This window comes from Ruegeria sp. AN6 (assembly GCF_056540425.1).
In genome coordinates this window covers 1-23,021 of the sequence record NZ_JBQFWR010000028.1, presented here as the reverse complement: position 1 = coordinate 23,021, position 23,021 = coordinate 1, and the positions used below count along the sequence as shown (strand labels likewise).

General features: G+C 49.0%; 19 protein-coding genes. 11 read left to right on the top strand and 8 right to left on the bottom strand.

The window, feature by feature from the left end; all coding sequences use genetic code 11:
• Positions 1-22: 22 nt before the first annotated feature.
• Positions 23-1,390, top strand: a complete 1,368-nt coding sequence (locus ACR0MQ_RS22225; RefSeq protein ID WP_480611018.1) for a hypothetical protein — start codon at positions 23-25, stop codon at positions 1,388-1,390.
• On the opposite strand, the gene ACR0MQ_RS22220 is transcribed toward ACR0MQ_RS22225, so the two are convergent.
• From ACR0MQ_RS22220 to ACR0MQ_RS22210, 3 genes are read right to left on the bottom strand one after another with little or no spacing between them, the layout of a single operon-like run.
• Positions 1,384-2,232 (bottom strand): CpsD/CapB family tyrosine-protein kinase, encoded by an 849-nt coding sequence (locus ACR0MQ_RS22220; RefSeq protein WP_480611014.1) that lies wholly within the window; start codon positions 2,230-2,232, stop codon positions 1,384-1,386. The two genes, ACR0MQ_RS22225 and ACR0MQ_RS22220, sit on opposite strands and share 7 nt — an antisense overlap.
• 14 nt (positions 2,233-2,246) lie before the next feature.
• Positions 2,247-3,803 (bottom strand): GumC family protein, encoded by a 1,557-nt coding sequence (locus ACR0MQ_RS22215; RefSeq protein ID WP_480611011.1) that lies wholly within the window; start codon positions 3,801-3,803, stop codon positions 2,247-2,249.
• Entirely contained in the window at positions 3,800-4,924 is a 1,125-nt protein-coding gene (locus tag ACR0MQ_RS22210; RefSeq protein WP_480611008.1) for an ExeA family protein, read from the bottom strand. Before ACR0MQ_RS22210 ends, ACR0MQ_RS22215 begins: the two co-directional genes overlap by 4 nt.
• A 764-nt stretch (positions 4,925-5,688) precedes the next feature.
• Between ACR0MQ_RS22210 and ACR0MQ_RS22205 the strand changes: the two genes are divergently transcribed.
• Entirely contained in the window at positions 5,689-6,384 is a 696-nt protein-coding gene (locus ACR0MQ_RS22205) for a sugar transferase (protein ID WP_480611005.1), read from the top strand.
• A gap of 65 nt (positions 6,385-6,449) precedes the next feature.
• Positions 6,450-8,879 carry a tetratricopeptide repeat protein gene (locus ACR0MQ_RS22200; protein WP_480611001.1) on the top strand — a complete coding sequence of 810 codons (2,430 nt, stop codon included), beginning with the start codon at positions 6,450-6,452 and terminating at the stop codon, positions 8,877-8,879.
• Positions 8,880-8,904: 25 nt separating this feature from the next.
• Here the strand turns inward: ACR0MQ_RS22200 and ACR0MQ_RS22195 are convergent, their stop codons facing one another.
• Positions 8,905-9,078 carry a hypothetical protein gene (locus tag ACR0MQ_RS22195; RefSeq protein ID WP_480610998.1) on the bottom strand — a complete coding sequence of 58 codons (174 nt, stop codon included), beginning with the start codon at positions 9,076-9,078 and terminating at the stop codon, positions 8,905-8,907.
• Between the two features lie 321 nt (positions 9,079-9,399).
• On the opposite strand from ACR0MQ_RS22195, the gene ACR0MQ_RS22190 reads away from it, so the two are divergent.
• Positions 9,400-9,999 carry a polysaccharide biosynthesis/export family protein gene (locus tag ACR0MQ_RS22190; RefSeq protein ID WP_480610995.1) on the top strand — a complete coding sequence of 200 codons (600 nt, stop codon included), beginning with the start codon at positions 9,400-9,402 and terminating at the stop codon, positions 9,997-9,999.
• 21 nt (positions 10,000-10,020) lie between these two features.
• A complete protein-coding gene (locus ACR0MQ_RS22185) occupies positions 10,021-11,433 on the top strand; it encodes a hypothetical protein (RefSeq protein WP_480610992.1) in 1,413 nt (470 codons plus the stop codon).
• Positions 11,434-11,458: 25 nt separating this feature from the next.
• Here ACR0MQ_RS22185 and ACR0MQ_RS22180 read toward each other — a convergent pair whose 3' ends face one another.
• Positions 11,459-12,436, bottom strand: coding sequence for a glycosyltransferase family 2 protein (locus ACR0MQ_RS22180; protein ID WP_480610989.1), 978 nt, complete (start codon positions 12,434-12,436; stop codon positions 11,459-11,461).
• A 201-nt stretch (positions 12,437-12,637) separates the two neighbouring features.
• Here ACR0MQ_RS22180 and ACR0MQ_RS22175 point away from each other — a divergent pair, with 201 nt between their 5' ends.
• The 5 genes from ACR0MQ_RS22175 to ACR0MQ_RS22155 all read left to right on the top strand — a co-directional run bounded on the left by ACR0MQ_RS22175 (position 12,638) and on the right by ACR0MQ_RS22155 (position 18,322).
• On the top strand, positions 12,638-13,543 hold the full coding sequence (locus tag ACR0MQ_RS22175; RefSeq protein ID WP_480610987.1) for a hypothetical protein: 906 nt from the start codon (positions 12,638-12,640) through the stop codon (positions 13,541-13,543).
• A gap of 521 nt (positions 13,544-14,064) precedes the next feature.
• Positions 14,065-15,270 carry a glycosyltransferase gene (locus ACR0MQ_RS22170; protein ID WP_480610984.1) on the top strand — a complete coding sequence of 402 codons (1,206 nt, stop codon included), beginning with the start codon at positions 14,065-14,067 and terminating at the stop codon, positions 15,268-15,270.
• A gap of 5 nt (positions 15,271-15,275) precedes the next feature.
• Positions 15,276-16,274, top strand: a complete 999-nt coding sequence (locus ACR0MQ_RS22165) for a polysaccharide deacetylase family protein (protein WP_480610981.1) — start codon at positions 15,276-15,278, stop codon at positions 16,272-16,274.
• 246 nt (positions 16,275-16,520) lie between these two features.
• Positions 16,521-17,357: a hypothetical protein gene (locus ACR0MQ_RS22160; protein ID WP_480610978.1), complete on the top strand. Its 837-nt coding sequence runs from the start codon at positions 16,521-16,523 to the stop codon at positions 17,355-17,357.
• A gap of 227 nt (positions 17,358-17,584) precedes the next feature.
• The gene (locus ACR0MQ_RS22155; protein ID WP_480610975.1) at positions 17,585-18,322 is read left to right on the top strand and encodes a hypothetical protein; all 738 of its coding nucleotides are present in this window, start codon (positions 17,585-17,587) and stop codon (positions 18,320-18,322) included.
• Positions 18,323-18,460: 138 nt separating this feature from the next.
• Here the strand turns inward: ACR0MQ_RS22155 and ACR0MQ_RS22150 are convergent, their stop codons facing one another.
• The 3 genes from ACR0MQ_RS22150 to ACR0MQ_RS22140 form a co-directional block, all read right to left on the bottom strand.
• Positions 18,461-19,300: a 2OG-Fe(II) oxygenase gene (locus ACR0MQ_RS22150; protein WP_480610972.1), complete on the bottom strand. Its 840-nt coding sequence runs from the start codon at positions 19,298-19,300 to the stop codon at positions 18,461-18,463.
• Between the two features lie 116 nt (positions 19,301-19,416).
• Positions 19,417-20,931, bottom strand: a complete 1,515-nt coding sequence (gene xrtD, locus ACR0MQ_RS22145; protein WP_480610969.1) for a VPLPA-CTERM-specific exosortase XrtD — start codon at positions 20,929-20,931, stop codon at positions 19,417-19,419.
• Between the two features lie 327 nt (positions 20,932-21,258).
• Positions 21,259-21,900, bottom strand: coding sequence for a VPLPA-CTERM sorting domain-containing protein (locus ACR0MQ_RS22140; protein ID WP_480610967.1), 642 nt, complete (start codon positions 21,898-21,900; stop codon positions 21,259-21,261).
• Between the two features lie 747 nt (positions 21,901-22,647).
• Here ACR0MQ_RS22140 and ACR0MQ_RS22135 point away from each other — a divergent pair.
• Positions 22,648-23,021 (top strand): PA14 domain-containing protein (locus ACR0MQ_RS22135; protein WP_480610964.1); only part of this gene is annotated, 374 nt, incomplete at its 3' end.

Sequence of the window (23,021 nt, the reverse complement as noted above, 5' to 3'; positions counted from 1 at the left end):
AGCAACAGGCACAGCAGCAGGTATGCTGCGGCGCTTGGATGCACGTGGTCAGGCCGCAGGATTAAGCGGGGTTTTATATGATAATCGGGATCGGAAACATTCCCTGCTGCCCGAAGATCTATTCCCGCAACTAACCTCGCTGGATTATGCTCCAGAATTACGTGAAGCTGGCTTCGACTATGGGCTTGCTGGAGAAATCCTGTTTCCTATTCCTACGCTCGGCAATTCTTCTACTGCGGTCACGGAGGGCGATGCTCCTCGCAGCCTTACTCGCTTAGCCATGACCACCCCACTGTCTCCGACACGGTTGTTTCACGGTTATGCAGCCAATCATCTATATGTCTACCCTGAGCACAAGGATCATGATGAGGCCGATCTTTACCCCGCAAACTGGCCATATACAGTAAATTCACAGGGGTCATCCGGATCGGACCAAGCCTTTCTGAGGGCTTTAGCGATGACACTCGCGGCATTTTCGCCAGAAACCCGCGAATATCTAGAGGCAGAGAAGCTCATCGCCCCCACCCTTCAGATGATCCTACGGCGAACGCAAAAGGGAGCTTACGGCGCGGATGCATATATGTCTGCCGCTGCACATCCCACCGTCTTTGAGGCCGAACTACTATCTCCGGAGCGCATGGTTTCGCTGGCAGCTTCAATCGCTCCGGAAGATGTTCCCCCAATAATCCGTATGACCGTTGTATCCGAAGAATTTGGCGCGCGAGCGGATTTGGCGGGGCTAACCGAACAGCTCTTTACGACTCCGTCAGCGATCGCCCGGGTCTGGCGTGGGCTGGAGTACGACAAGCAAATCACGCTGTCAGTAGAAGACACCAAGGACCCCAACGGGCGAGATTTGCGATACTCTTGGGTCCTGCTGCGCGGGGATTCTGAGAAAGTTCGTATCTTGCCCACCAAGGATGGGCGACAAGCCACCATCGAGATAGCATGGCATGATCCCCTCCCTATTTCGCCACGCCAGCCCCGCTTGACGTCTCGGGTTGATGTTGGTGTGATTGCTTGGAACGGTGTTCAGTTCAGCGCGCCTGCATTTCTGTCTGTCAGTTTTCCACACCATCAAAGCAGAACATATGAACCAGATGAAGATGGTGTGATGCGATTGCAGGCTATGAACTACGACGCACAAGCACGGTCGATGCCTTATGATCCGCTATTACACTGGTCTGCACCGTGGCGGGATAGATTTGATTATGATCAGGCGGGTCAATTGAAAGAATGGCAAAGAGAGACTGCAGATGGTCAGATTATAAATTTTATAGCCAATAGGCGCCCCGTATTGGGCTCCGATTTTGAATATAAGATAGTAAAAACACCGGCGGTGCCTCCGGTACTGGAAATGCGGAGTACGGTAGAGGCTCAGTCTCAATAACCGTAGCTATCGGTTTTATCCAGAAAACGGCATTTATTGAGGACCACACCCATGAGGTTCGTGCGTGCCGCAATTTCACGTTCGCATTTCTCTAACTCTTCAGCAGTTGTGCTTTCTGCTGCGGCGACCAGCAAGACACAATCGATCTGATCTAGAAACGCATAGGTATCATCGCAGGCCAGCATTGGAGGTGTGTCAAATAACATGATGTCGGGCTTATAACGCTCCTCCAGTTGATCAATGACATGAGCGGCGTCTTTGTCCTGAAGAAGCTCGGCAGGGTTTTGGGTCGGCTTACTATTGACAGCGAAAGCCAGCTTCTCTTCGTAACAAAGCATGTGTTCTTCCGGTGTGCTTTCTTTTTCAAGCGCACGTGCAAAATAACGCTGACCTTGCTGTTTCAAAATCTTGTCGATAGACGGGCGTCGCATGTCCAAGTCAAAGACCATCGTATTGATGCCGCGTTGACGGGCAAAGCTAAATGCAAGGTTCAGGCATAATGTGGTCTTGCCACAGGCTGAACCCGGCGACGTAATTGCGATCCGGCGCCAACTATTGCTGCGCATTTGATGAAGCATTCGAGTGCGCAGAACATCAAACGGCGCAGATGCATGCTCAACCTGATCAGCCACGATGCGAGCCCGCTGTAACTGCTTTGATTTTAGTTGAATCTGCGGCAGGATTGCCCAAAGCTCTTTCTCATTAACAGGCGAAACAGTTTGCGCATTTTGATTTGTTTCTAGCTCGATTGTTGGGGTGGGGGCGTGCTTATCGTTAACCAAACCGTCGGTCTGCTGTCGCGCGGCACGGGCTTTCTGGATGGCGGATTGAATGCGTTCCATAGCGTGTTTCCTAGTTAACCCAGATTGAAACGATCAAGCAAAGCATCAACGCCAAGTCTTTCTGCAACTTGTGCGAAGAAAAGGTCGAGTGGTAAGTAATATCGATCGATAAAGTACAAACCAACGCCTATTCCAATGACGGGGATGATAAAGCTTGCGGCTATAAGACTACGGTGGGTGATAATCTCTCGAGTCGTTTTCATGTATGGAACGGTCCCAAATGCTGGGGCCCCAAGACGCGCCGTCAGATCAATTGGGCGGCGAATGGTATCATTGAGGACTTCCAGTAGTAAAAATAAACCAGCCGCTAGGCCAATCCCACCAGCAACACTAGCAGCGGCGATCAGCTTGCGATTGGGTTCAGCTGGGCTGCTTGGCACTACGGCTTGTTCGGTCACTGTAATGCGCTGACCCCTGGATTGGGCTTCGATCTGATCACCGGTGCGTGCTTCGGCCAAGCTCGCTGTTGCTTGAGCATACTGGAGTCGCAAGTTTTCATAGTCGCGTTCTAGTGTGCCCAGAGCGATTGCGTTGGTAGGCGTAGCTTCGATGGATTGTGCTAGCAACTCAAGCTCGCGGTTAATAATAGCCTTTTGTTCTTCGATAAATTTAACTTGGCCATCAATATCGGAAGTCTGCAGTTCAAACGCGGTGAAGTTTGGCGCGGTCTCGGTGCCCAAACCAAGTCTGATATTTTCGGCCTCCAATGCTGCAATCTGGCCGTCTAGGGATTTTATGCGTGGGTGATCGGCAGAATAGATCACAAGGGCCGAAGCTCTCTCATCTTCGAGCTGCCGAAGACGTCGTTGCTCTGGGGTTAGGCTTTCACCCGCCAAATCCGAGCGGCCGGTGCGCTCATAAATCTCAACGAGGCGCGCACGTCTGTCACGCAAGCTGGACAATTCACGATCTAATTGCAAAAGCCGTTCTTGCAATGAGGATTGCCGATTGCGGCGATAGTCTAGGCTATCAGGTAAAGCCTCTTTGTGAGCTTCTTTGAATTCAAGAATTTTGGCTCCCTGATCATTCAACTCAGTGTCCAAACGGGCAACTTCTTGCACAAAAAAGTCTAGCGTTTGGCCCGTGACGCTGGTGCGCATGGCCACGTTTTCCTGCAAAATCTGCGTGACCAGTTCGTTGGTAACCTGCGCCGATATTTCACCGGTTGGCGCGGCGAATGAGACGATAACGAAAGAAGCGCGATTTCGAGCATTGAAAGGCAACTCAATTTCAATCCTCGATCGCATATCCTCGACTATGACGTCGGGTATCATATCAGGTTGTCCGGCATAGACGTCAAAGCGTCTTGAGAGATCCAGCAGATTGGCGCGGGTCAATAGTTGTTGCTGAATGACTTCAAGAATTTCAACGACGCTCGCCTGAACAGTTGATGATGCAAGCTCGCCTGGGATTTGCGGAGATTCGACAACTAGCCGCGCTTGAGCTTTGTAAACAGGCGGCAGGTTTAATGCGAGAAATAGCCCAACCGCCACGCAAGCCAGAACGATAAATATGAAGTAATGAAGCCGCCGCAGGAACAACGACAGATAAAAGCGAACTTCATTCATCATGACGGTTGACCACTTTCGTCTCGGGGTAAACTGGCAGCAAAAAAAGCACCATCGTTTAAAACCATTTCCACTGTATGCCGGACTACACCTTTGCGACCCCGGGTGAAGGCATAAACCATTGCTAGATCGCAAAGCTGATTGACCAAACGTGGGACGCCGCCTGTAGATTCATAGATCAATTCAGTTGCTGCTGGGCTAAAAAAATTACGTTCGGCTCCGGCAACCTCCAGCCTATGCCCGACATATTTTCTGACCGTTTTCTTATCCATAGCACGGAGATGAAAACTGGATGCAACACGTTGCGCGAACTGACGCATTTCGGGGCGGCGAATGACCTCCTGTAACTCGGGCTGTCCCACCAGAACCAGTTGCAGGAGGTCATCTTTATTGGAGTTGATATTGGTAAACATCCTGAGTTCTTCGAGGGACTCAGAGCTTAGGTTCTGTGCTTCATCAAAGATCAGGATAACCCGATGCCCTTGAGCATATTCCTCAATCAGATGCTTTTGGAAAGCAGCAAATAAATCCACGTAAGTGGCGTCAGCCGGAGCAGGCTGATCAAGAGCCATCAGAACCCACCGCAACAATTCCCCTCGATCGCCATGCGCATTCGAGATCAAACCTATTTTGACGTCACTGCCAACCGATTTGAGTAGATGATGCAAGAGGGTGGTCTTTCCGGCTCCTACGTCACCGGTAATCAAGGTGATCGGAGCGCGTGTCAGTATGCCGTATTCAAGCATTGTGTAGGCCTGCAGATGGGCCTGAGACCAAAATAGGAATTCCGGATCTGGCAACAATGAAAACGGCCGCTCAGTCAACCCGAAATGAGCGGTATAGATATCAAGCGAGCTGCCCGTATCAGCATCGCTGGGTGTATTGGGTGGGCTAATGTTCAAATTTCTATACTCATTTACTTGTGCAGGCACTTTTGGAGCTTGAGTGTTGGTCTCAATTTGACCGGTTTCCTGGAGCTGTAATGCCGCATCATCTATTACATTTTTGTTATACTTATGGCCTTCCGATTGAATTTCTTGTTTTTTGCCCAACCGCCATTTGCGTCGAAGCAGCAGCCGCGTAGCATTTTGTTCTTTTTCGGAAGGAGGCCGTTGGGGTGTCAACTTATGTTCCTCCTGATCACTCCGAACCAGCAGTCAGAGGCCTGTAGGCTAGGTGCGACCCAGTGCCTGATCAGAATGATCTACTCCACAAATGCGCATTGCGCCCTGCGTAGCAGTTCCACTTGGGTAAAACAATTAAACATAGTTACCAGAGATGGCCCGCGGTCGCGACTGGGAGGTCATAGATGTGAGTTGAACGCCCGAATAGTACATTTGCAGTACATATGTTTTTAGAGCGATCTCACGATTTTTGCAGAATCAGGTATTAGCTTTGCCGAGCGGCTGTTTTTCCTATATTTCTTTGACAATAAACGGTAATTTATTTGTCGTTCGTAAGCTGTCCAAGTAAAAATTGATATCATCCTTGAAGTTTACTCACTTGCCCGCTGTGAAGTGGTTGGTGTGGTGCGAGTGCTTAGTCGATTTGAATACAAGCAATGCCACTATAACTTTAGCTCAGCTCTGCCAGCAGGTTGCTGGCACAATAATTCGCGCCCTCTTGCCAGAATTGGCCTCAAAGCGGAAACAGTTCTTCCCTGTCTGCGGCATTGGCCCCAATGTGGGTTCACTTTTGATATTTTTTACATTTGTGTATTTGAGCTCGAACTTAAAATAGTGTTAGTATTATGACGTGAAGAAGGTTGCCGTCATAGTTCTGACATAATTGATATTCGCAGCTTGAGTGGCATAGCGCCCTTTTCGAAGGGCATATACGAGTGAATAAGGCCGTTATTAGGCCGTTGGTAAAGAGTGACAAGTAGATTATGACCGTTCAATACACCGATATTCCGGGCAAAGTACGACCAATAAACGTAACGCATAGCGTAAAAAATGCTATAGTCCCTGATGCAGATCAGGTTTATCAACATCTTTTCAAACGAAGCGTAGATATCGTTTCTGTGCTAATTGCGCTGCCGGTTGTGCTGCCGCTTATCCTTTGCTTGGCCATGTTAGTTGCATGCGGTGGCGGCAATCCATTTTACGGGCAGCAGCGTGTTGGTCGAAATGGTGCGCTTTTCACCATGTGGAAGCTGCGCAGCATGGTCCCAGATGCCTGCACCCAGTTGGAGAGCTATCTCGCCAGCGACCCTGCGGCTCGCAAAGAATGGAACGAAACACAGAAACTCAAAAAGGATCCACGTATCACAGTGATAGGACGTATATTGCGAAAGACATCCTTGGATGAGCTGCCTCAGCTATTCAATGTTCTGAAAGGCGATATGAGTCTTGTTGGCCCGCGCCCCATGCTTCCAGATCAGCAAAGTCTTTATCCTGGCACGGCTTATTATGCGCTGCGCCCGGGTATTACTGGACTGTGGCAGGTATCGGAACGCAATGACAGTAGCTTTGCCAGCCGGGCCGATTTCGATACTACTTATTCCGAGCGTTTGTCGCTGAAAACAGATTTAGGTGTGTTGTTTGCCACTGCCGGGGTTGTGCTGCGAGGAACCGGGTATTAAGCCGTTCCTTAGCCAATTTCTATAATACTAAAATCAGCAGGGCAGATCTTTTCGGAAAGACAACAATGTCGCACCGTTTGTTTTTTCTACCTTTTCTAGCTATCTGCACTTTCCTGTTACTAGCAGGCTGCGAGGATTCCGAAGAACGGGCAGAGCGACATTATCAATCAGCGCTTGAACTCTTGGAAGAAGAAGATATCGAGCGCGCTTTGGTTGAATTGCGCAATGTGATCAAGTTCGATGTTAATCATCAGGATGGACGGCTTCTATATGCCAAAACATTGGAGGGAGCGGGGGAGGTCCAAGAATCAATAAGCCAGTATTTGCGGCTTGTTGAACAGAATCCGGACCTTCTGGATGCTCGTATCCCTTTGACTCGGATGTCCCTTGAACTGAACGCTTGGGAAGAGGCGCTTCGACATGGGCGAGCGGCTCGTGAGCTGGACCCGGAAAATATAGATGTCATATTTCTGAATGCGGTTCTGGATTATCATGAAGCTATAAAGCTTGAAAATTTGGCTGCGCTTGATGTTCCGCTCGATATTGCAAAGGCTAAGCTAGATGAAAATCCAGCTGACCAGTTGGCTTGGCGCGTGGTAATAGATCACGCCCTAACAACCCGGAATCTGGAGCTTGCTCTACGGAACATCGAAGCAGCGCTATCGCATCGACCCGATGATTATGATCTGTATGTGGCTAAGTTGCGCATTTTGTCCACACAGGAGGATGTTGAGGCAGTTGGCACCGTTCTTCAGTCTATGACTGAGCGTTTCCCTGAGGATCTGCAAACCCGCAACATGCTACTCTCTTGGTATATGCAACAGGGTGATATGGAGGGCGCCGAAGTCTTTTTACGCAAGCTTGCAGATGTGCCAGAGGCAGGTGTGACCGAGAATCTTCGTGTTGTGGATTTTTTGCGCCGCACGCAAAGCCCTGAAAGCGCCCGGAGTGAGTTAGAGCGTTTGATCGCAGCGAGCCCTGAGGACAGCACATATTTGGCGATGCGTGCGGCCTTAGACTTCGAAGACGGTAATACCAACGCAGCGATCAGTACAATGAAGGGCCTTCTGGATGAAGCCGCCGCATCCGAGGAAACTGCAAATCTAAAGATCAATTTGGCCCGAATGCTGGTCAGTGATGGTGATGTCGATAGCGCAAAAACGCTTGTAGACGAAGTCCTTGCCGAAACCCGAGGCCATGTCGAAGCTCTGAAAATGCGTGCAGCCTGGCAAATTGAGGGCGACCGACCTGAAGACGCCATTTTGACCCTGCGAACGGCACAGGCGGGGGCCCCACGCGATCCAGATATCATGATCTTGATGGGTCAGGCTTACGAACGTGCGGGTGCGCGCGAATTGGCTGGTGAGCGCTATGCGCTGGCGGTCGAAGCTTCTGGTCGTGCGCCAGGGCAATCTTTGCGCTATGCAGATTTTCTATTGCAAGACGAACGACTGGAAGTTGCCGAAACTGTGATAACAGAAGCATTGGCCGTTGCACCTGCCAATGTCGATTTGCTCACAACCATGGCCGATATTCAGTTGAGACAGCAGGACTGGGACAGCGTTACCCGTCTTATTTGGCAACTCCGCGCACTAGAAGGACAGAAAGCAAGCGTAGTGGCTGACCGAATCGAAGCGGCATTCCTATTGCAACAAAGCCGAACCGGGGATGCAATAGCGTTCCTGGGTGAGTTGGCGGATGCTGATGAGAGTGACACAGCAGTCCTGGCAGATCTGATTAATGCGCTTGTTCAGGGTGGCAAGCTAGACACCGCCCGCACCATGCTGGATGAACGGCTGCAACAGGACCTGGAAAACCCAGACCTGCGTTTCCTAAGCGCAGGATTGTACTTGGCAGAAGGAGAGGAAGACCAAGCTGAGGCCGCTTATCGCGTATTGCTGGACGAATATCCTGGCGATCCCAGGACCCTGCTCCAACTCAATCGTATGCTGGTGTTTCAAGAGCGAGAAGATGATCTCGCGAAATTGCTCCGATCCGTTGCAGCTGCTCAGCCAGATGCAGTGCTGCCGCGATTGCTGAGAGCTGAGCAACTTGAGCGATTGCAGGATTTTGAAGGTGCGATTGCGGTTTATGAAGAATTGTATGCTGCAAACACCGGGAGTCCGGTATTTGCGAATAACCTTGCAAGCTTAATCACGATGCACAGGGATGATGAAGAAAGCCTTTCCCGCGCGTACACCGTCGCAAGACGACTGCGAGGAACGGATGTGCCGGCTTTTCAGGATACCTACGGATGGATTGCTTTCCGTCGAGGGAATTATGCCGAGGCTCTGGATTATCTGATATCAGCGGCTGAAGGCCTGCCAAATAACCCGTTGGTATACTATCATTTGGGTGAGGCTTATATGAAGCTTGGGCGTATCTCGGATGCGCGTGAAGCATTGAGCAGAGCGATCAAGCTGTCGGAAAATCAGGAATTTCCGCAAATTGACAGAGCGCGAGAGCTTCTTAACACCCCATCTGGAGGCGATTGAATACATCTGTGCTTTGCAAACCTGCTTAGCTTATATGCTGTGCAGTCATCTGTTCTGTATGGGGCGTCGCTGTTGAAGCTGCTCGGATCATCAGAAACACACCAGCAACCAACACCCATAAACTTCCGAACCCCGCATAGATTGTAAGTGCAATACCCAGAGATGCCCCGGTAACCAGTGCCACGTCTCCTAGGGCCATTCCCACTATCATCCCTAGAAAAATCAACCCGACAATCATAGTGTCCTTCATATAAAGAGACTTCTTAGTAGGATGCTATTGCGCAAACAAGGCGAACCAAAAGCGCAAATGTGGCGCAATCATGTCCAAATCGCAAACAACCAAAGCACAATGTGCCAGACAAATTTGACCAAACTCCATTAAAGAAAGGTAAATTTTATATGCTTCCGAAGAAAACATGGAATTCTTAGAAAAACCGGGGCAAAATGAAACAGTAAGGGGTTACTGAGTTTTCGGCTGATTGTCGCAAATAACTCAAGGTAGGAACGAAAGAGTTTGGATATGAAATCTATTTTCGCGCTATTCGTTTCAGTCGTTGTAGGTGCTGCGGCACTACCGGCTGAGGCACAAGGCTACCGTATTCAATCTGGAGATACGCTGCGTATTGAAGTGTTGGAGGATGAAAGCCTCAACCGTGATGTTCTGGTGCGTCCAGATGGTCGTATCAATGTTCCGCTGGCGGGATCATTGCGAGCTGGAGGTCGAAGCGTTGAACAAGTCAGCAACGAATTGGCGCAAATGCTTGCCCCGAATTTTGCTTCGCCCCCTAATGTCTTTGTGTCTTTAGGGGAACTCAATGTCCCGCGAGAGCCGCTACCCCCGCGCACGATTGACGTTTATGTCATCGGCGAAGCTGGATCGCCCGGCAGGCACGCTCCTGTGCGTGGTACAACACTTTTGCAATTCTTCGGTGAGATGGGTGGATTTTCTAGATTCGCCGCCACAAAACGGATAATGCTACGTCGTACAGACAGCGCAGGTAAGGAAACTGTTTACCAGTTTAACTATGATGCGATGTTGGACGGCACAGGAACAGGGGGATCGACGAGGCTGGCCGACGGTGATGTGATTGTAATCCCACAACGGCGCTTGTTCGAATAACCCCTAAAAAGGGGCAGGGCAGTGAAACTAAAGCTTGGTTTACAAACAGCACTTTGTGGTGCTGTTTGTATGTCGGTAAACACAGGTAACCGTGCAATCGCTCAGGGTGTTGAGTTAGACCCCGGCGGGCCGCAAATGACCTTTGGCATTGCTCAGCGTTTTGAGACAGGTCGCAATTTGACACTTGATGTCCCCGAGGAAGGTCATGGATCAATTGCCTCGACAATCCTGTCTTTTGGGCTGTCCAGTGAAACTCCTATACAAAGCCTGAGTCTGGATGCCGTTACCGCCTTGCGTTTGAGCGACTTGCCCGATGAAGGCAGCGATGTTGATATCGGCGATTCCATCTTTGATTTTGGTTACATTCGAGACGGAGCCAATGCGGGGCTCGACTTCGGGCTCGACTTTTCAAGCTATGATATTGGGCTCTTTCGGTCGCTCAATGACTTTATAGATGAAGATGGTGTAGTCGATTTACCCTCTGATTTCGATGATTTAACGGGCGACGGGACTCGCAGAGAGTTACTCTTTTCCTTCCAAATGGACTTTGGGCGTCAGGATTTGGTCAACTATTATTTCCGCATAGACACGCAGAATCTTGACTACGTAGATCAGACAAGTCCGGATCTATTCGATACTGATGTAATTAGCGGCGGTGCGGGCATTGGCTTTATCCTGTCACCGGTCACAACTGCCGCGATTGATATCAGCGCAGAGCGATACGAAGAAGATAACCCGGATCAGACTGACCGGAAAACCAAAGATATTGTTTTTGGGTTGTCTCAGGAAGTCACCGAACGGTTGCGGTTGGACTTCGCGTTAGGGTACGTGGATATCGATGAGCGAGAACTGATTTCCGGCGATGACTCTGCCTCTGGCCTCATCGGAGGATTTGGTGCCGAGTATGATATGCCTAATGGCGCAGTGTTTTTCGATGCTGAAAGCGAGTTGGCGCTGGCTGGACGCCTTAATTCATTCCGTGTCGGTCGCAGCCTTGAAGTGCTTGGCGCTGAGCTCTCGGCCAGCTTGGGTGTTGCGCATACAGATGGTGGAAAAACAGAACCAATCGGGTCGTTGACATACAGTAATGAATTTGGCGACAACGAACTTCGAATCTTCTTCGATAGGGATGTCGTCATCACAGATGACGAGGTATTTCGCGACGAATATATTCTTGACGTCGGCTATATCTGGGGCCTTGGCCCATCTTCACGTTTCGGGCTTGGTGCAACTCAGATATTGACTGATTCCACTGAAGTAGATCCGCGCGTTGAACGGACAGATTTGAATGCCGTATACAGCTACGAACTAGAGTCTCAATGGATTATAAATGCTGGCCTAAATTATAGTGTCCGTGACGAAGACGGGCTTGGCCGAGCTACAAGCCCTTTGGCGTTTTTCCAGATTGGAAGAGAATTCGCCTGGCGACCATGAGTACGCCACATTGATCAGGTGACGACTATTTGTATTCAATTAAGTTGGCGGGCTTATCTCGCCAGCTACGCAAATAGTATTCCGCCATACCCAAAAATTCGGGAAAGTTTCCTAAAGTCAGAAAGAAAGCGCGTTCCCACCCAGCTCTAAGCGCAATGTTTTCACGCGATGCTAAGCGCAATATTTGTAAAGGGTAAATCAAGAGTATCCACAATGCCATTGGCGTTACAAAAAAGAAAAGAAGGAAGACTGCAGAGGGAAGAAATAGGCTCCATTTAAGTATTCGACGGACTTCAGCTATATTATGATATTCCGGCGGGGCGCCATGCAAATAAGCACCTTCAGCAAACGCATGACCGCTACGTTTCGTACGGTTCCACCATTGGCTGAATCGAGTCATTGCTGCATCGTGTAACGTCATCTCTGCATCCAACCTCCATATTTCCCAGCCTTTCTCCCGTAGGCGAACACACAGTTCGGGCTCTTCGCCGGCGATCATAGTCTCGCGATAGCCCTTCACTTGTTGCAATGCCGCTAGACGGATCATGGCGTCACCCCCGCAGGACTTGGTTTGTCCAGTCGGCGTTGCCCACTCCCAATCACATAGCCTATTATAGACAGAGCGGTCTGATGCAATCTCACGTCGACGCCCGCACACAACACCTATTTGGGGGGTTTTCAAGAGAGTTTCGCGCGCTATCTCCAACCATTCTGGTTGCAGTGTACAATCTCCGTCTATGAACTGAATAAATTTAACCTGTTTGTTAAGGGCCAATACCTCCAGCCCCGCATTTCGCGCACGTGCAGCTGTGAATGGTACGTGAATATCCAATTCTACAATTGTAGCACATGCCTGCAAAGCAACGGAAATACTGGTATCTGTTGATCCTGAATCGACATAGACAATTTGAGCCACATCTTTTGGTATTGATTGAAAACAACGAACGAGCCGTTCTCCTTCATTACGGCCAATCACTACAATACCAATATCATTTCGTTTCATCGGTTCCCGATATTTAGATTACTAAACTAAGCATGTTAATGGTTCTTTGCAGTGGCGCTGACCCAAAGACTGTATAGGAAGGCGGCATAAAAATGCCAGACTAAGCATTTGATCTTGCCATTGAATTCAGAAATACTGTTGCATATTCGAAAGACAAATCTGCTGTATGATCTACAACCGTTGTTTAACCAGGTGTCCCACATGCTTAATTTTATGAGTACCAAAGCGCTGTTTTGTTCAATTATGCTTGGATTATTAACTCATGTTATGGGGCCCCCGGTATCTGCTGCGGGAGCAGATGAGAAAATCCGGGCACGGCCTTTCAACACCCAAATAGTGCAGTCCGGGCATAGCCTAACGGGGCCAATTCCAGAAATTCTTAAAAAAATGGTGCGCGCTTCGACTGTTCAGCGTGGTATTGTCATTGATCGCTCCACCATACCCGGGAGTCCAATGGACTGGCGCTGGAAAAATGCACCCGATGGAGGGAAACCGGATGCACGCGCGGATATCGGAAATTACGAGCTACTCGTCCTTACCGAGCGTGTGCCACTTTCAAACACTCTTGCTTGGCATAACTCTGAAGCTGAAGCGTTGCGCTGGTTTGTCCATGCATGGTCTCAAGGTAATGATGGACAAGGCGCGGAGACTATATTGTACGCGACCTGGGTTCACATTAGCAGCGGGCCCGATTACGAAAATCCTTATAAAGATCCCGAAGGACATATCCCTTTTCGAGATAGACTGCCCCGTGAAATGCGAATGTGGGAGCAAATACTGGACTATGTCAATACCAATCGGCCCTCTGGATCACCCGCGATGCAGATCATTCCTGGACCTTTGATCATGGCAGCTGCGTATGATGATATTTCTTTAGGGAAGGCCCCTCAAATAAATGACATTTCTGAGCTATTTGGTGATGAAATACATCTAAATGACAAGGGAAAGTATCTGATTGCTCTAGCACATTATTCGGTCATCTATGGTCGAAACCCAAAAGGACTACCACATAATTTAGGATTGGATCACCCTCCGAGTCGAGCACAAGCGCTCTGGATGCAAGAGCTTGTCTGGAGAGTAATATCCGCTTACTCAAATCGCAGCTAGTAAGCAATACCTTCATAAGTATATAAACCTAAGGTCAGGGCATATTATAGGTCGCTGTGATAGCGCTCCTTCTCTTTTGGTCCAATGGCCCGGGTCAGAGCCTGTTGATTGGACGGGTGCCCTAATGGGTTGAGACGGCGAAGTGAGCAGCCCTATCTGACGGGTTCAATGCGATTGTTTCTGGATCGCAGTAGGTAGAAGTGCCAATAGAAAATTGATTACTCGCAAGCTTCTAATGTTGTGTAGTTTGCTCAGCGCGGGGCTAGAGCGTTGGTTAGGAGCGCTTGTTGATTTTATAATCTGTCACCAGGAGCTTCGAGCCATTATCTGGTCACATCAACAGCCTCTAAATCTGGGCAACATATCTAAAAAGACCTCATCATCAGCACCATGTCATTTCAGTATTGCTTTAGAGATCGGATGAAAGCCTTAGTGTCTACGACAGAGTAAAATTAAAAAATTTGAGGAAATGAAGGTATGAGATTTGCATACCAAAGTGGCCAAATTTAATGGAAGCTCGCATGCGTATTGCATATTTGATTAACCAATATCCAAAAGTTAGCCATACCTTTATTCGGCGCGAGATTCTCGAGTTAGAGAACCAAGGTGTTGAGGTCTCAAGATATGCTCTAAGGGGATGGGATGCGGACGTTTCCGACCCTGAAGATCAGGAAGAAAAAAGTAAGACCCGCTACACTCTCTCCGAAGGAATTATGCCCTTACTGTTTAGCTTGGTAAACTGCGCTATCAGCTTTCCAAAACACTTCTGGTCTGCATTTTGTGCAGCCATTGCAATGTCGCGCAAGTCGATACGGCCTTGGCCGTATCACTTGGTTTATCTCGCCCATGCATGCCGCATTAGACTTTGGTTGGAAGATAAGCCCGCTTCACACCTACATGCTCATTTTGGCACTAATTCGGCAGAAATAGCGATGCTAATACGCTTGCTGGGTGGGCCTGATTACAGTTTCACTGTTCATGGTATGGACGAGGCTGACAATGCGCAATTACTCGGATTTGAGAAGAAAGTCAGCCGGGCTAAGTTTGTAGTCGCGATCAGCAACTATACACGCAGTCAATTGATGCGGCATGTCGGCTCAAGCCTGTGGTCAAAGATTAAGGTTATTCATTGTGGTCTACCTTCGGAGGCCTTTACACAAATTGCTCCGGCAGAGCCAGAAAACTCACCCCAGTTTCTTTGTATCGGGCGATTGAGCCCCGAGAAAGGACACATGATCCTTTTAGAGGCCTTTGCTCTTTTGCATCGCAATTACCCGGAGGCGCAGTTGGTTCTGGCCGGGGATGGTGAGCTGAGAGCCGAGATTGAGGCACAAGCACGTATCTTGGGAATTGATACCTGTGTGCGGATTACCGGGTGGATTTCATCAAAAGATGTCAGAGCAGAGTTAAGCAAATGTCACGCACTTGTACTACCCAGTTTGATAGAGGGACTTCCCGTTGTGATCATGGAGGCGATGGCACAATCCCGACCAGTCGTCTCTACGTATATTGCTGGCATTCCAGAATTGGTTCTACCTGACAAAACTGGATGGCTTGTACCTGCTGGCGATGTAGGTAGCTTGGTGATAGCACTCACCGAAGCGTTCGAAATCCCAGCAAAAGCTAGGTTAGCTATGGGGGAAGAGGCGCGAAAACGTGTATTCGAACGCCACAATATTAAAACAGAGGTAGCTAAGCTTTGCGAGCTCTTCGCTAACTTGGATTAAACAACGTGAAGCTACTTAAAAAGACTGCTCGTTCGGTATTAAGTTCTGGCATAGCCTATAAGGCGCTACGTACAATCGCTTTGCGCCAAAATTCAACAACCATATTGTGTTATCACACGTTGGGACCGGATCATGATTGCATAGATGCCTGGACTGTTTTGGAAGAAACCGAGTTCCTCGAACAAATAGATTTTCTGCGCAAAAATTATGACATTGTCAGTTTAGATGATGCCCTATCTTCTTGGGGTCAATGCCAAAGACCGCAGGTGGTTTTGACATTTGATGACGGGGATGTTGGGTTATTTAAGCATCTTCTGCCGATTGTCGAATCTGAGTGTTTACCCGTGACGATTTACATCGCTACCGGCCAAATCGAATCTGGACAACCTTATTGGTTTGACCAAGTGATGAACGTCCTACAGAGGCCTGGCAAAACTGTCATTGATCTCACTCATCACAACTTGCAGCGTTGGTGTGTGGGCCCAAGCGTAGGGCCAGATCGTTGGGCGGTTATTTCGAATATTCTAGAGACTTTTAAGACTGTTCCCAGCCCGCAGCGAGAAATCTTGGTAAAAGAACTAATTCAACAAGCCGGTCCCCAAATATCCAATTTCAGCAGCCTTGCACCATTAAGTATTACACAATTGCAGAAGTTAGCCGCTAATCCGCTTGTTTCTATCGGGGCTCATAGTCATTGTCACAACTTGTTGGATCAAATTCCATTGAACCAAGCCCGCGAGAGTATCAAGAAATCTCGTATATTATTGGAGGCTTGGACGGGCCAAGAAATTAGGCATTTCGCATACCCAAACGGAAACTATAATGCGGCCTTGCAGAAGGAGCTTACAGAGCAGAAGTTTAATTCTGCCACAATTTTGGATATGGCTATCACGTCCCCTAGTAACAACTGGATGGCACTGTCTCGAGTGGGGATCGGGCGTTATGATGTTGATGCGCGTTTTAGATTGAAGCTACTTAGCACGCCAGTATTAGCAATCAAATAAGAGGGAGAAAATCAAACACTGTATTCCGAGATCACAAACCTAGAAGCGATTTCCCGCATGGCCTTCTGTTATAGTCGATAAGCTGAGAGAGAGCATGAAAGCTAAGCAGTGTATAAGTTCGGAAGCGATTATTTTGGCGCGCAAAAATTTGGCTCGGTATAGTTGCAAGCACCCCCTGTATTAAAGCGTGCAACTCTATATCTGCGCTTTATATAAGGTGAGTCATGTGGCAATGCGGAAACCAATATGTCCAATACTACCAGCCCCCATTTAGATACGATTGTATACTCGTGTTCGTTCAGAAATTATGACTGGACTTTCGGCCCGCTCGCCACAACAGCTGGAGCAAAATTTGTCCGCTATGGAGATACGCGAGCGGGCTATAAAAGCCCTTGGGAGTGTCGTCCGGTCCCCAAACGTCTTGAGCAGGGTTCTCAAGTGCTAACCAATCGGTACTGTAAGCTTTTCCCTCATTTAGCAGTAGAACCATGCGACGTCGCTGTTTATGTAGATGGGAACATTCTTATCAAATCGAGCCTTACACCTCTTATCCAAGAGTTTTGGGAATCGGGGGCGGATATTGCCTTGTTCCCGCACCCAAGCGGTCGAACTGTTTCTCAGGAACTCGACTTTTCCCTCATACACACGATACCCAATGAACATCAAAAAAGGGCCTGTCAGCAGAAAGCAAAATACCGAGCGCTGAATCTACTGGATATGCCGATAACTGAAAACACGATCATCTTCTACAGAATGTCATCTAAGAAACTTCAAGCTATAGGTGCGTTGTGGTGGAAGGAGATGCAGGAGTTTACGCGCCGAGATCAGATCAGCCTGCCTTATGTGTTACATAAGACAAATCCCAAAGTGTATATCTGGGATTGGCATTTTGATAACAAATCCAATCCGTATTTTAGACGATGCGCTCACAAACATGGTAGTTTTATACACCGCATACGCACGACCGCATTCTTCATGAAGGACTATAGCCTACGATATCGGATAATGTTCAATTGCATTAAAGGTATTGGCTCCGCCCGTCGCTTTGTAAGAGCGATCACGAGTAGGGAAAGCAAACTTTAGCTTCGTACTCCAAAGTAATGTAATGTTCAGAGATGCCTAAATATAGTCGACTAATCTCCCCCATCCTTCCTCTGCTGTTGATTGCGTGTGGCGGAGTGAACAAGTGTGGATCACCAAAACCTTTAAGTGAAACCGAGATTAAGCGAATTTACGAGACGGCTTCTCCATATGAAGCGCCTGAGGCACTACATGTTTTTCACTTAGGCCACAGCCTTGTGGGGCGCAATATGCCCGCAATGCTAGAGCAGTTGGCTCCGGCTGGGCATCAGCATGAAAGCCAACTAGGCTGGGGGACGACATTAAAGGCGCATTGGGAGCCGAAAGAACCTATCAAAGGCTTCGAAACAGAAAACGACCATCCTCGTTTTCGGGACGGCAAAGAGGCGCTTGCATCCGGAGACTATGATGCATTGGTCCTTACGGAAATGGTCGAAATCAAAGACGCTATTAAGTACTTTGATAGTAGCGACTATTTATACCGTTGGGCGCAGGCTGGCTGGGACGCAAACCCTAACCTACGTGTTTATCTTTATGAAACCTGGCATACGCTTGATGACCCTGAAGGGTGGCTGGAGCGACTTGACATAGATATCGAGCGCTATTGGGAAGAAAACATCCTAAATCAGGCGCTTGCACGATTTGATGAACCTCGACCAATCTATGTGATTCCTGTCGGCCAAGTCATGGCTCGTTTTGTTCGAGAGGTAGAGAAGCGAGGTGGCGTCGGACCTATCCAAAGCCGCGAGGATATGTTTGGAGATAACATACATGTTAATGACTACGGTGCCTATCTCGTTGCATTAACGCATTACGCTGTGCTCTATCAACGCTCACCAATTGGTTTGCCGCATAATTTAGTTAGAGCAGACAGCACCCCTGCTGCTAGCCCCGGTCCAGAGGCCGCGCGACTTATGCAAGAAACTGTCTGGGATGTTGTAACACATTACAATAAAACGGGACTATGACAGCAGTAAGAAATGAGGCCGTTTTGATGTATGCTTTTGGAGCGCAGGTCGCATAATCAGAAAAACATCTAGAACTCTCGATTAACAACAACCGCCAACTGGCCAAATTATCTAATAACGGACACATGGATACCAAATTTAAAACCCTATTCGGCTGAGAGGTCCTGCTAGTCGGCGGTACAATAAAGGTGGTAGAATATCTTGAACGAAAGCTTGGCGCTTAACCTGCCAATCACGCCTGTCTATCGTCCCTGGCCGTGGTCTAAATAGCGTTGTGTGCCCTTTGCGAGTAGCATCCCACGTCGCAGTATAATAATAAAGCGCCATGGATAAGCGCGGTTCACCATTTGGATTATTTACAGGTTCAGGGTTTCCGTGCCATGTGTCGGAACCCGTACTAAAACAGCACATCCGATTAAAGATGGGGGTATATGAGCTGACTTTATTAGTCATTTCCTTATCCCAAATTTCGAATTCCCCGCCCCATTCATCTTTCCAGCCCTTATTCAGGTATATAAGCACGTTTAGCCGACGTTCTAAATTCAGCTTTCCGTTATGGTTGAAATCAGCGTGAATATCTAAATGGCCTCCGTTGGCCACTTTATGAATACCACCGCCTACAAAATAGGGATCTGGGATCAACCCATGAATTCCGGTCAACTCTTCAAGGAACAAAATAAATGGCCGGGAGTTTAATACATAAAAGAGGTTTCTAGTATAGGGTTGCAACCGCTCTGGCGAATAGCTCGTCTTTAATCGTTCTTGATCACGGTCAAAACTAGACTCGGCCTCTGGAAGCTCTTCTAGCTCTTTGCACACGCGTTCTAGAACTTCCGGCGGCAAGAAGTTGTCTATACAACCATGCGCATAGGGTTGAGCCGTCTGATAGATTGCTGAATAAGGCTGAGCAGCTTCTTTAGCCGCGTCAGTAGGTAAAACCAGCGTTTCAGGATCTATTTGCAATACCGGTGTTGCCATAACTTAACCTCCCAACAATAGAAATATATTACACTGTTTATGCATTTCTTAATTCTTATGTTATCAGCGATAGCTGGGCGATCCAGCCCGTGAAACCTCCAATCGGAAAACATAAACTACCTTACCTTTGCAATATACCCACCTAAATTTCCTTCAACCGCCCACAGCCCATTCAATAGACGCTGTTCTGCAGCAGCCTCGTCTTCATCCCGTCTAATTGGTGTTATCAAACGCACAATAGCACTATCAGCTCGGCCATTTTTTATCTTTCCAACCATCAGTTGGAATTGCGCCATAAAACCTGAAGCAACACGCGTTCCCTGCTGCTCATACCAGTAATAGACCAGCATACGCTCCACACCTTTCTGGATGATGGCGCGGTTTGCGGGAAAGCTTTGCCCATTAGCCGAAACCTCTACCTGTTCAAGCCAGGCGATTTCCCAGCCGGCGCCGGGCAGGCAGACCTCGGGTGAATGCACGCCCCCGGTATTCTGGTCCTTGTACCATGCCATGAAAAGGTCCACCGGCGCAGCCGCGCCCAGGCGTTCCAGCGTGACCGAATGATAATCATCGGCAGCTAGAATGCGTTCTACATCCGGAGGCAGTGCTTTGGGGGCGCTGGTCTGCCAGTCCCCCAGTTGCGACGGGAAAAGCGCAAAGGGATCGCGGTCGACAATCTGCACCTCACGGGTCGGGATCACCTGCCAAATACCCGTCAGACCCACCACTAATGCTGTGGCCGTGATCAGAGCCCGAGACGGCTGGATCAGCTGAATGCGCCCAACCTGCTGCCAAAGCCCGTCGGTTTCGAGATCCAACGCCTCAACCAAGCTTACCTTGTCCCGGCGCAAATGTGCCAGCAGCCAGGCCAACGCAAAGAGGATGAGCACACAGATGATAAAGATCACCCAACCTTCGAAGAAGTGCGAAAACCCGACGACATATTCCAGACCATAGGAGTTCACGATGAACCCGGCCACCGCGATACGCACGGAATTCATGAGCACGGTAATGGGCACGGCTGAAAGCAGCAGCACCGCTTTATGCCATTTCGGCCCCTGGTAAAGAACTGCGAAAATGTAGGAAAAGCTTAGGATTGGGAAGAGATAACGCAGGCCCGAGCATGCCTCGGCCACATGCAGGCGATACACTCCTAGATCGATGATATTGCCATCCAGGAAAACCGGTACGCGGATCAGATCGAGAAAGAACACTCCAAGCTCAGATGAGATGAGCTGCAGCCAGGTCGATACGCCATAATAAAGCGCACCGGGCAAAGGCAGCATATAGACGAGGTGCAGAACCGATGGCCAGAACTGCCGCCCAGTATGCCAGCCAAAACTGATCAGCAATACGGCCGCCACCCATAGGATCAGCCCATAGGCCGCAAGATCACCAATCCCTAGAAGCCGCCCCATCGCGCCCAGAACCAAAGCAAAGATCAATACGACAACGCCGGGCCAACGGTCTGGCACGGGGCCGTAATTAGGGGGAACAGGTCTGAGTTCGCGCAGGAACAAAAAGGCCGAAAGAACCGGGATAAGCGGCCCGTGGCTGTATTCAGGCAGCTGCCATGCCCGCAACAACTCTTCGATGCCATCCCAGAAGAACAAAGCGGCGCCGATGATCATGATCAACAGCAGGCCTATTCCCCATAGGGAAGACGCACTCCAGAAGTGGCGGTTTGCATCAGATAAATGTGATGTGTTGCCTGATATCGCCATAACGCGTTTTGAACACCGTAAAACTCAATAAAACAGCCACAGATAAACTACTGCGAAGCGAAGCCTTTGTCTGCATCTATTCCGATCATGTGATCATGTCTGGAACAGTATCTAAAAACAGATTTGATTGGCGGAAAAGCGGGAACACCCGCGCAAACTGTCTTGTACTTCAAAAGAAACAAAGCCGGTCGCATTTCGCAACCGGCTTTGTAGAAAGGTGTATTAGTCGTCTGTTTACGCGGCCATACGCTTGCGCCGCCGCATCAGGCCGAACCCTGCCAGACCACCGAGCAGCAGCAAGGATGAGGCTGGCAGCGGAATTGGGGCAACCGTGAAGTTATAGGCAAGGAATTCGTCATCTGCCTCCCCCGCTCTGATCGAGAAAGACGTCGCAATGACATCCCCAAAGAAATATCTCCAATCGCCGCTATAACGTACTTCCGGACCATCATCGACTCTGATGTACGCATGATCGTTATACGTTGAGGGATCCAGTCCGGAATTAAAGTTCCCCAATCCCACAGAAATCAGTTGCACAGCTGAATCAAAGGTGAAGGTCAGCCAGTCACTAAAGTAAGCACCATCAATCTCTCCACCACGAGCCGGATCATCACCACTGCCCGGAACATATGCCACGTCACTGGGCCCATTCAGAACACCAAGGCCGTAAATATTCTCGGTAATAATGGGATAGCCCGATGTCTCATAGGTAGAATGCGCTGTTATCGTGCCGGAGACGCCGTCTTTATCGAATGTTGCCGTACCCCCGGTGACAGTCGCATCACCACCGGAACCACCGTATAGGTTTACGGTCACTGCCTGCGCACCTGTCGCCGCCAGTACCGCCACGGACAAAATAGCTAAAAATTTATTCATGCCCGAACCTTTCACACAACCAAGCACAAGTTAACTAAACCCAATTTTGACTAACATGTAGCTGGGCACCAGTCACCATGATTTTGACACAATTCACGAAAAGCTGTGCTTTCGCGATCACGGGTCTCTACCCCGGAAACAATGTTGGGAACTGGCTCAGATACTCCTCAATAAAGAGGAAATGCGATTCGGCCCTAATTCAATACTCTATCTATTGCGGCACATGCCCAACAATACGTTACAGCTGTTCGTTCTCTTTCTGGAATCGTTTCAGCTCTTTCAGTTTAACCGTCCCCCCTCAATCGCACCTCTTTTCGTTACTCGTAATCTTTCGGCCTCCAAACATCATAGTGAACCAGTCCAAAAGACGAGGTTCATAGGCATACTTTTGCGTATGCGCAGCTTCCAGTTGCTGAAGTTCGCCCAAATCGAGTCTAGCGACGGCATTTAGATTGCCCCTCCGAAATTTGTACGCGAGTAGAAAGAGAGAAGGCTCGCACCTAATAAGATGCAAACTCTCTTTATAGGTATGAGCTCTGGAATGAACGATGGGGATAAATGTGTCGAGCTAATGGCCGCCAACCGGCCTCCGGTGTCTTGTTCCTAGTATGTATTTTTTTACTTAGTGGTGGAATTAAGTTAGGCGGTTTCTTGCTCAGACATGTTTTTGTCAAATTTTGGCCGCGCGTCGGCCAATGAATGGAAACAATGCTCGCACCTAAGCGAGATTAAATATGGGCAGTAAAAATGATGGGTCTTCGGGGAACGTATTTTGTTATGGGTTCGGGCATTTCCAGCCTGTCCCAGATAGATTTCAACGCCACACCTGACGAAATTGGAATGGTGTCGGAATTGGACACCTATCGCAGCAATGGCTCGTTGTGGGAGGGCGGTCCGTCCGATGACTTTGCCGCCCGCTACACGGGCAACCTGAATGTCACTAAGGCTGGCACCTATACGCTGTTTCTGACTTCGGATGATGGCTCGGCGCTTTATATTGACGGTCAGCCGGTGATCGACAATGACGGGTTGCACTGGTTCGAAGAACAGCGCGTCACGCTGGATTTGTCAGCGGGCGCCCACGAGATCGAAATCCGGTATTTCGAACGCGGTGGCGAGGC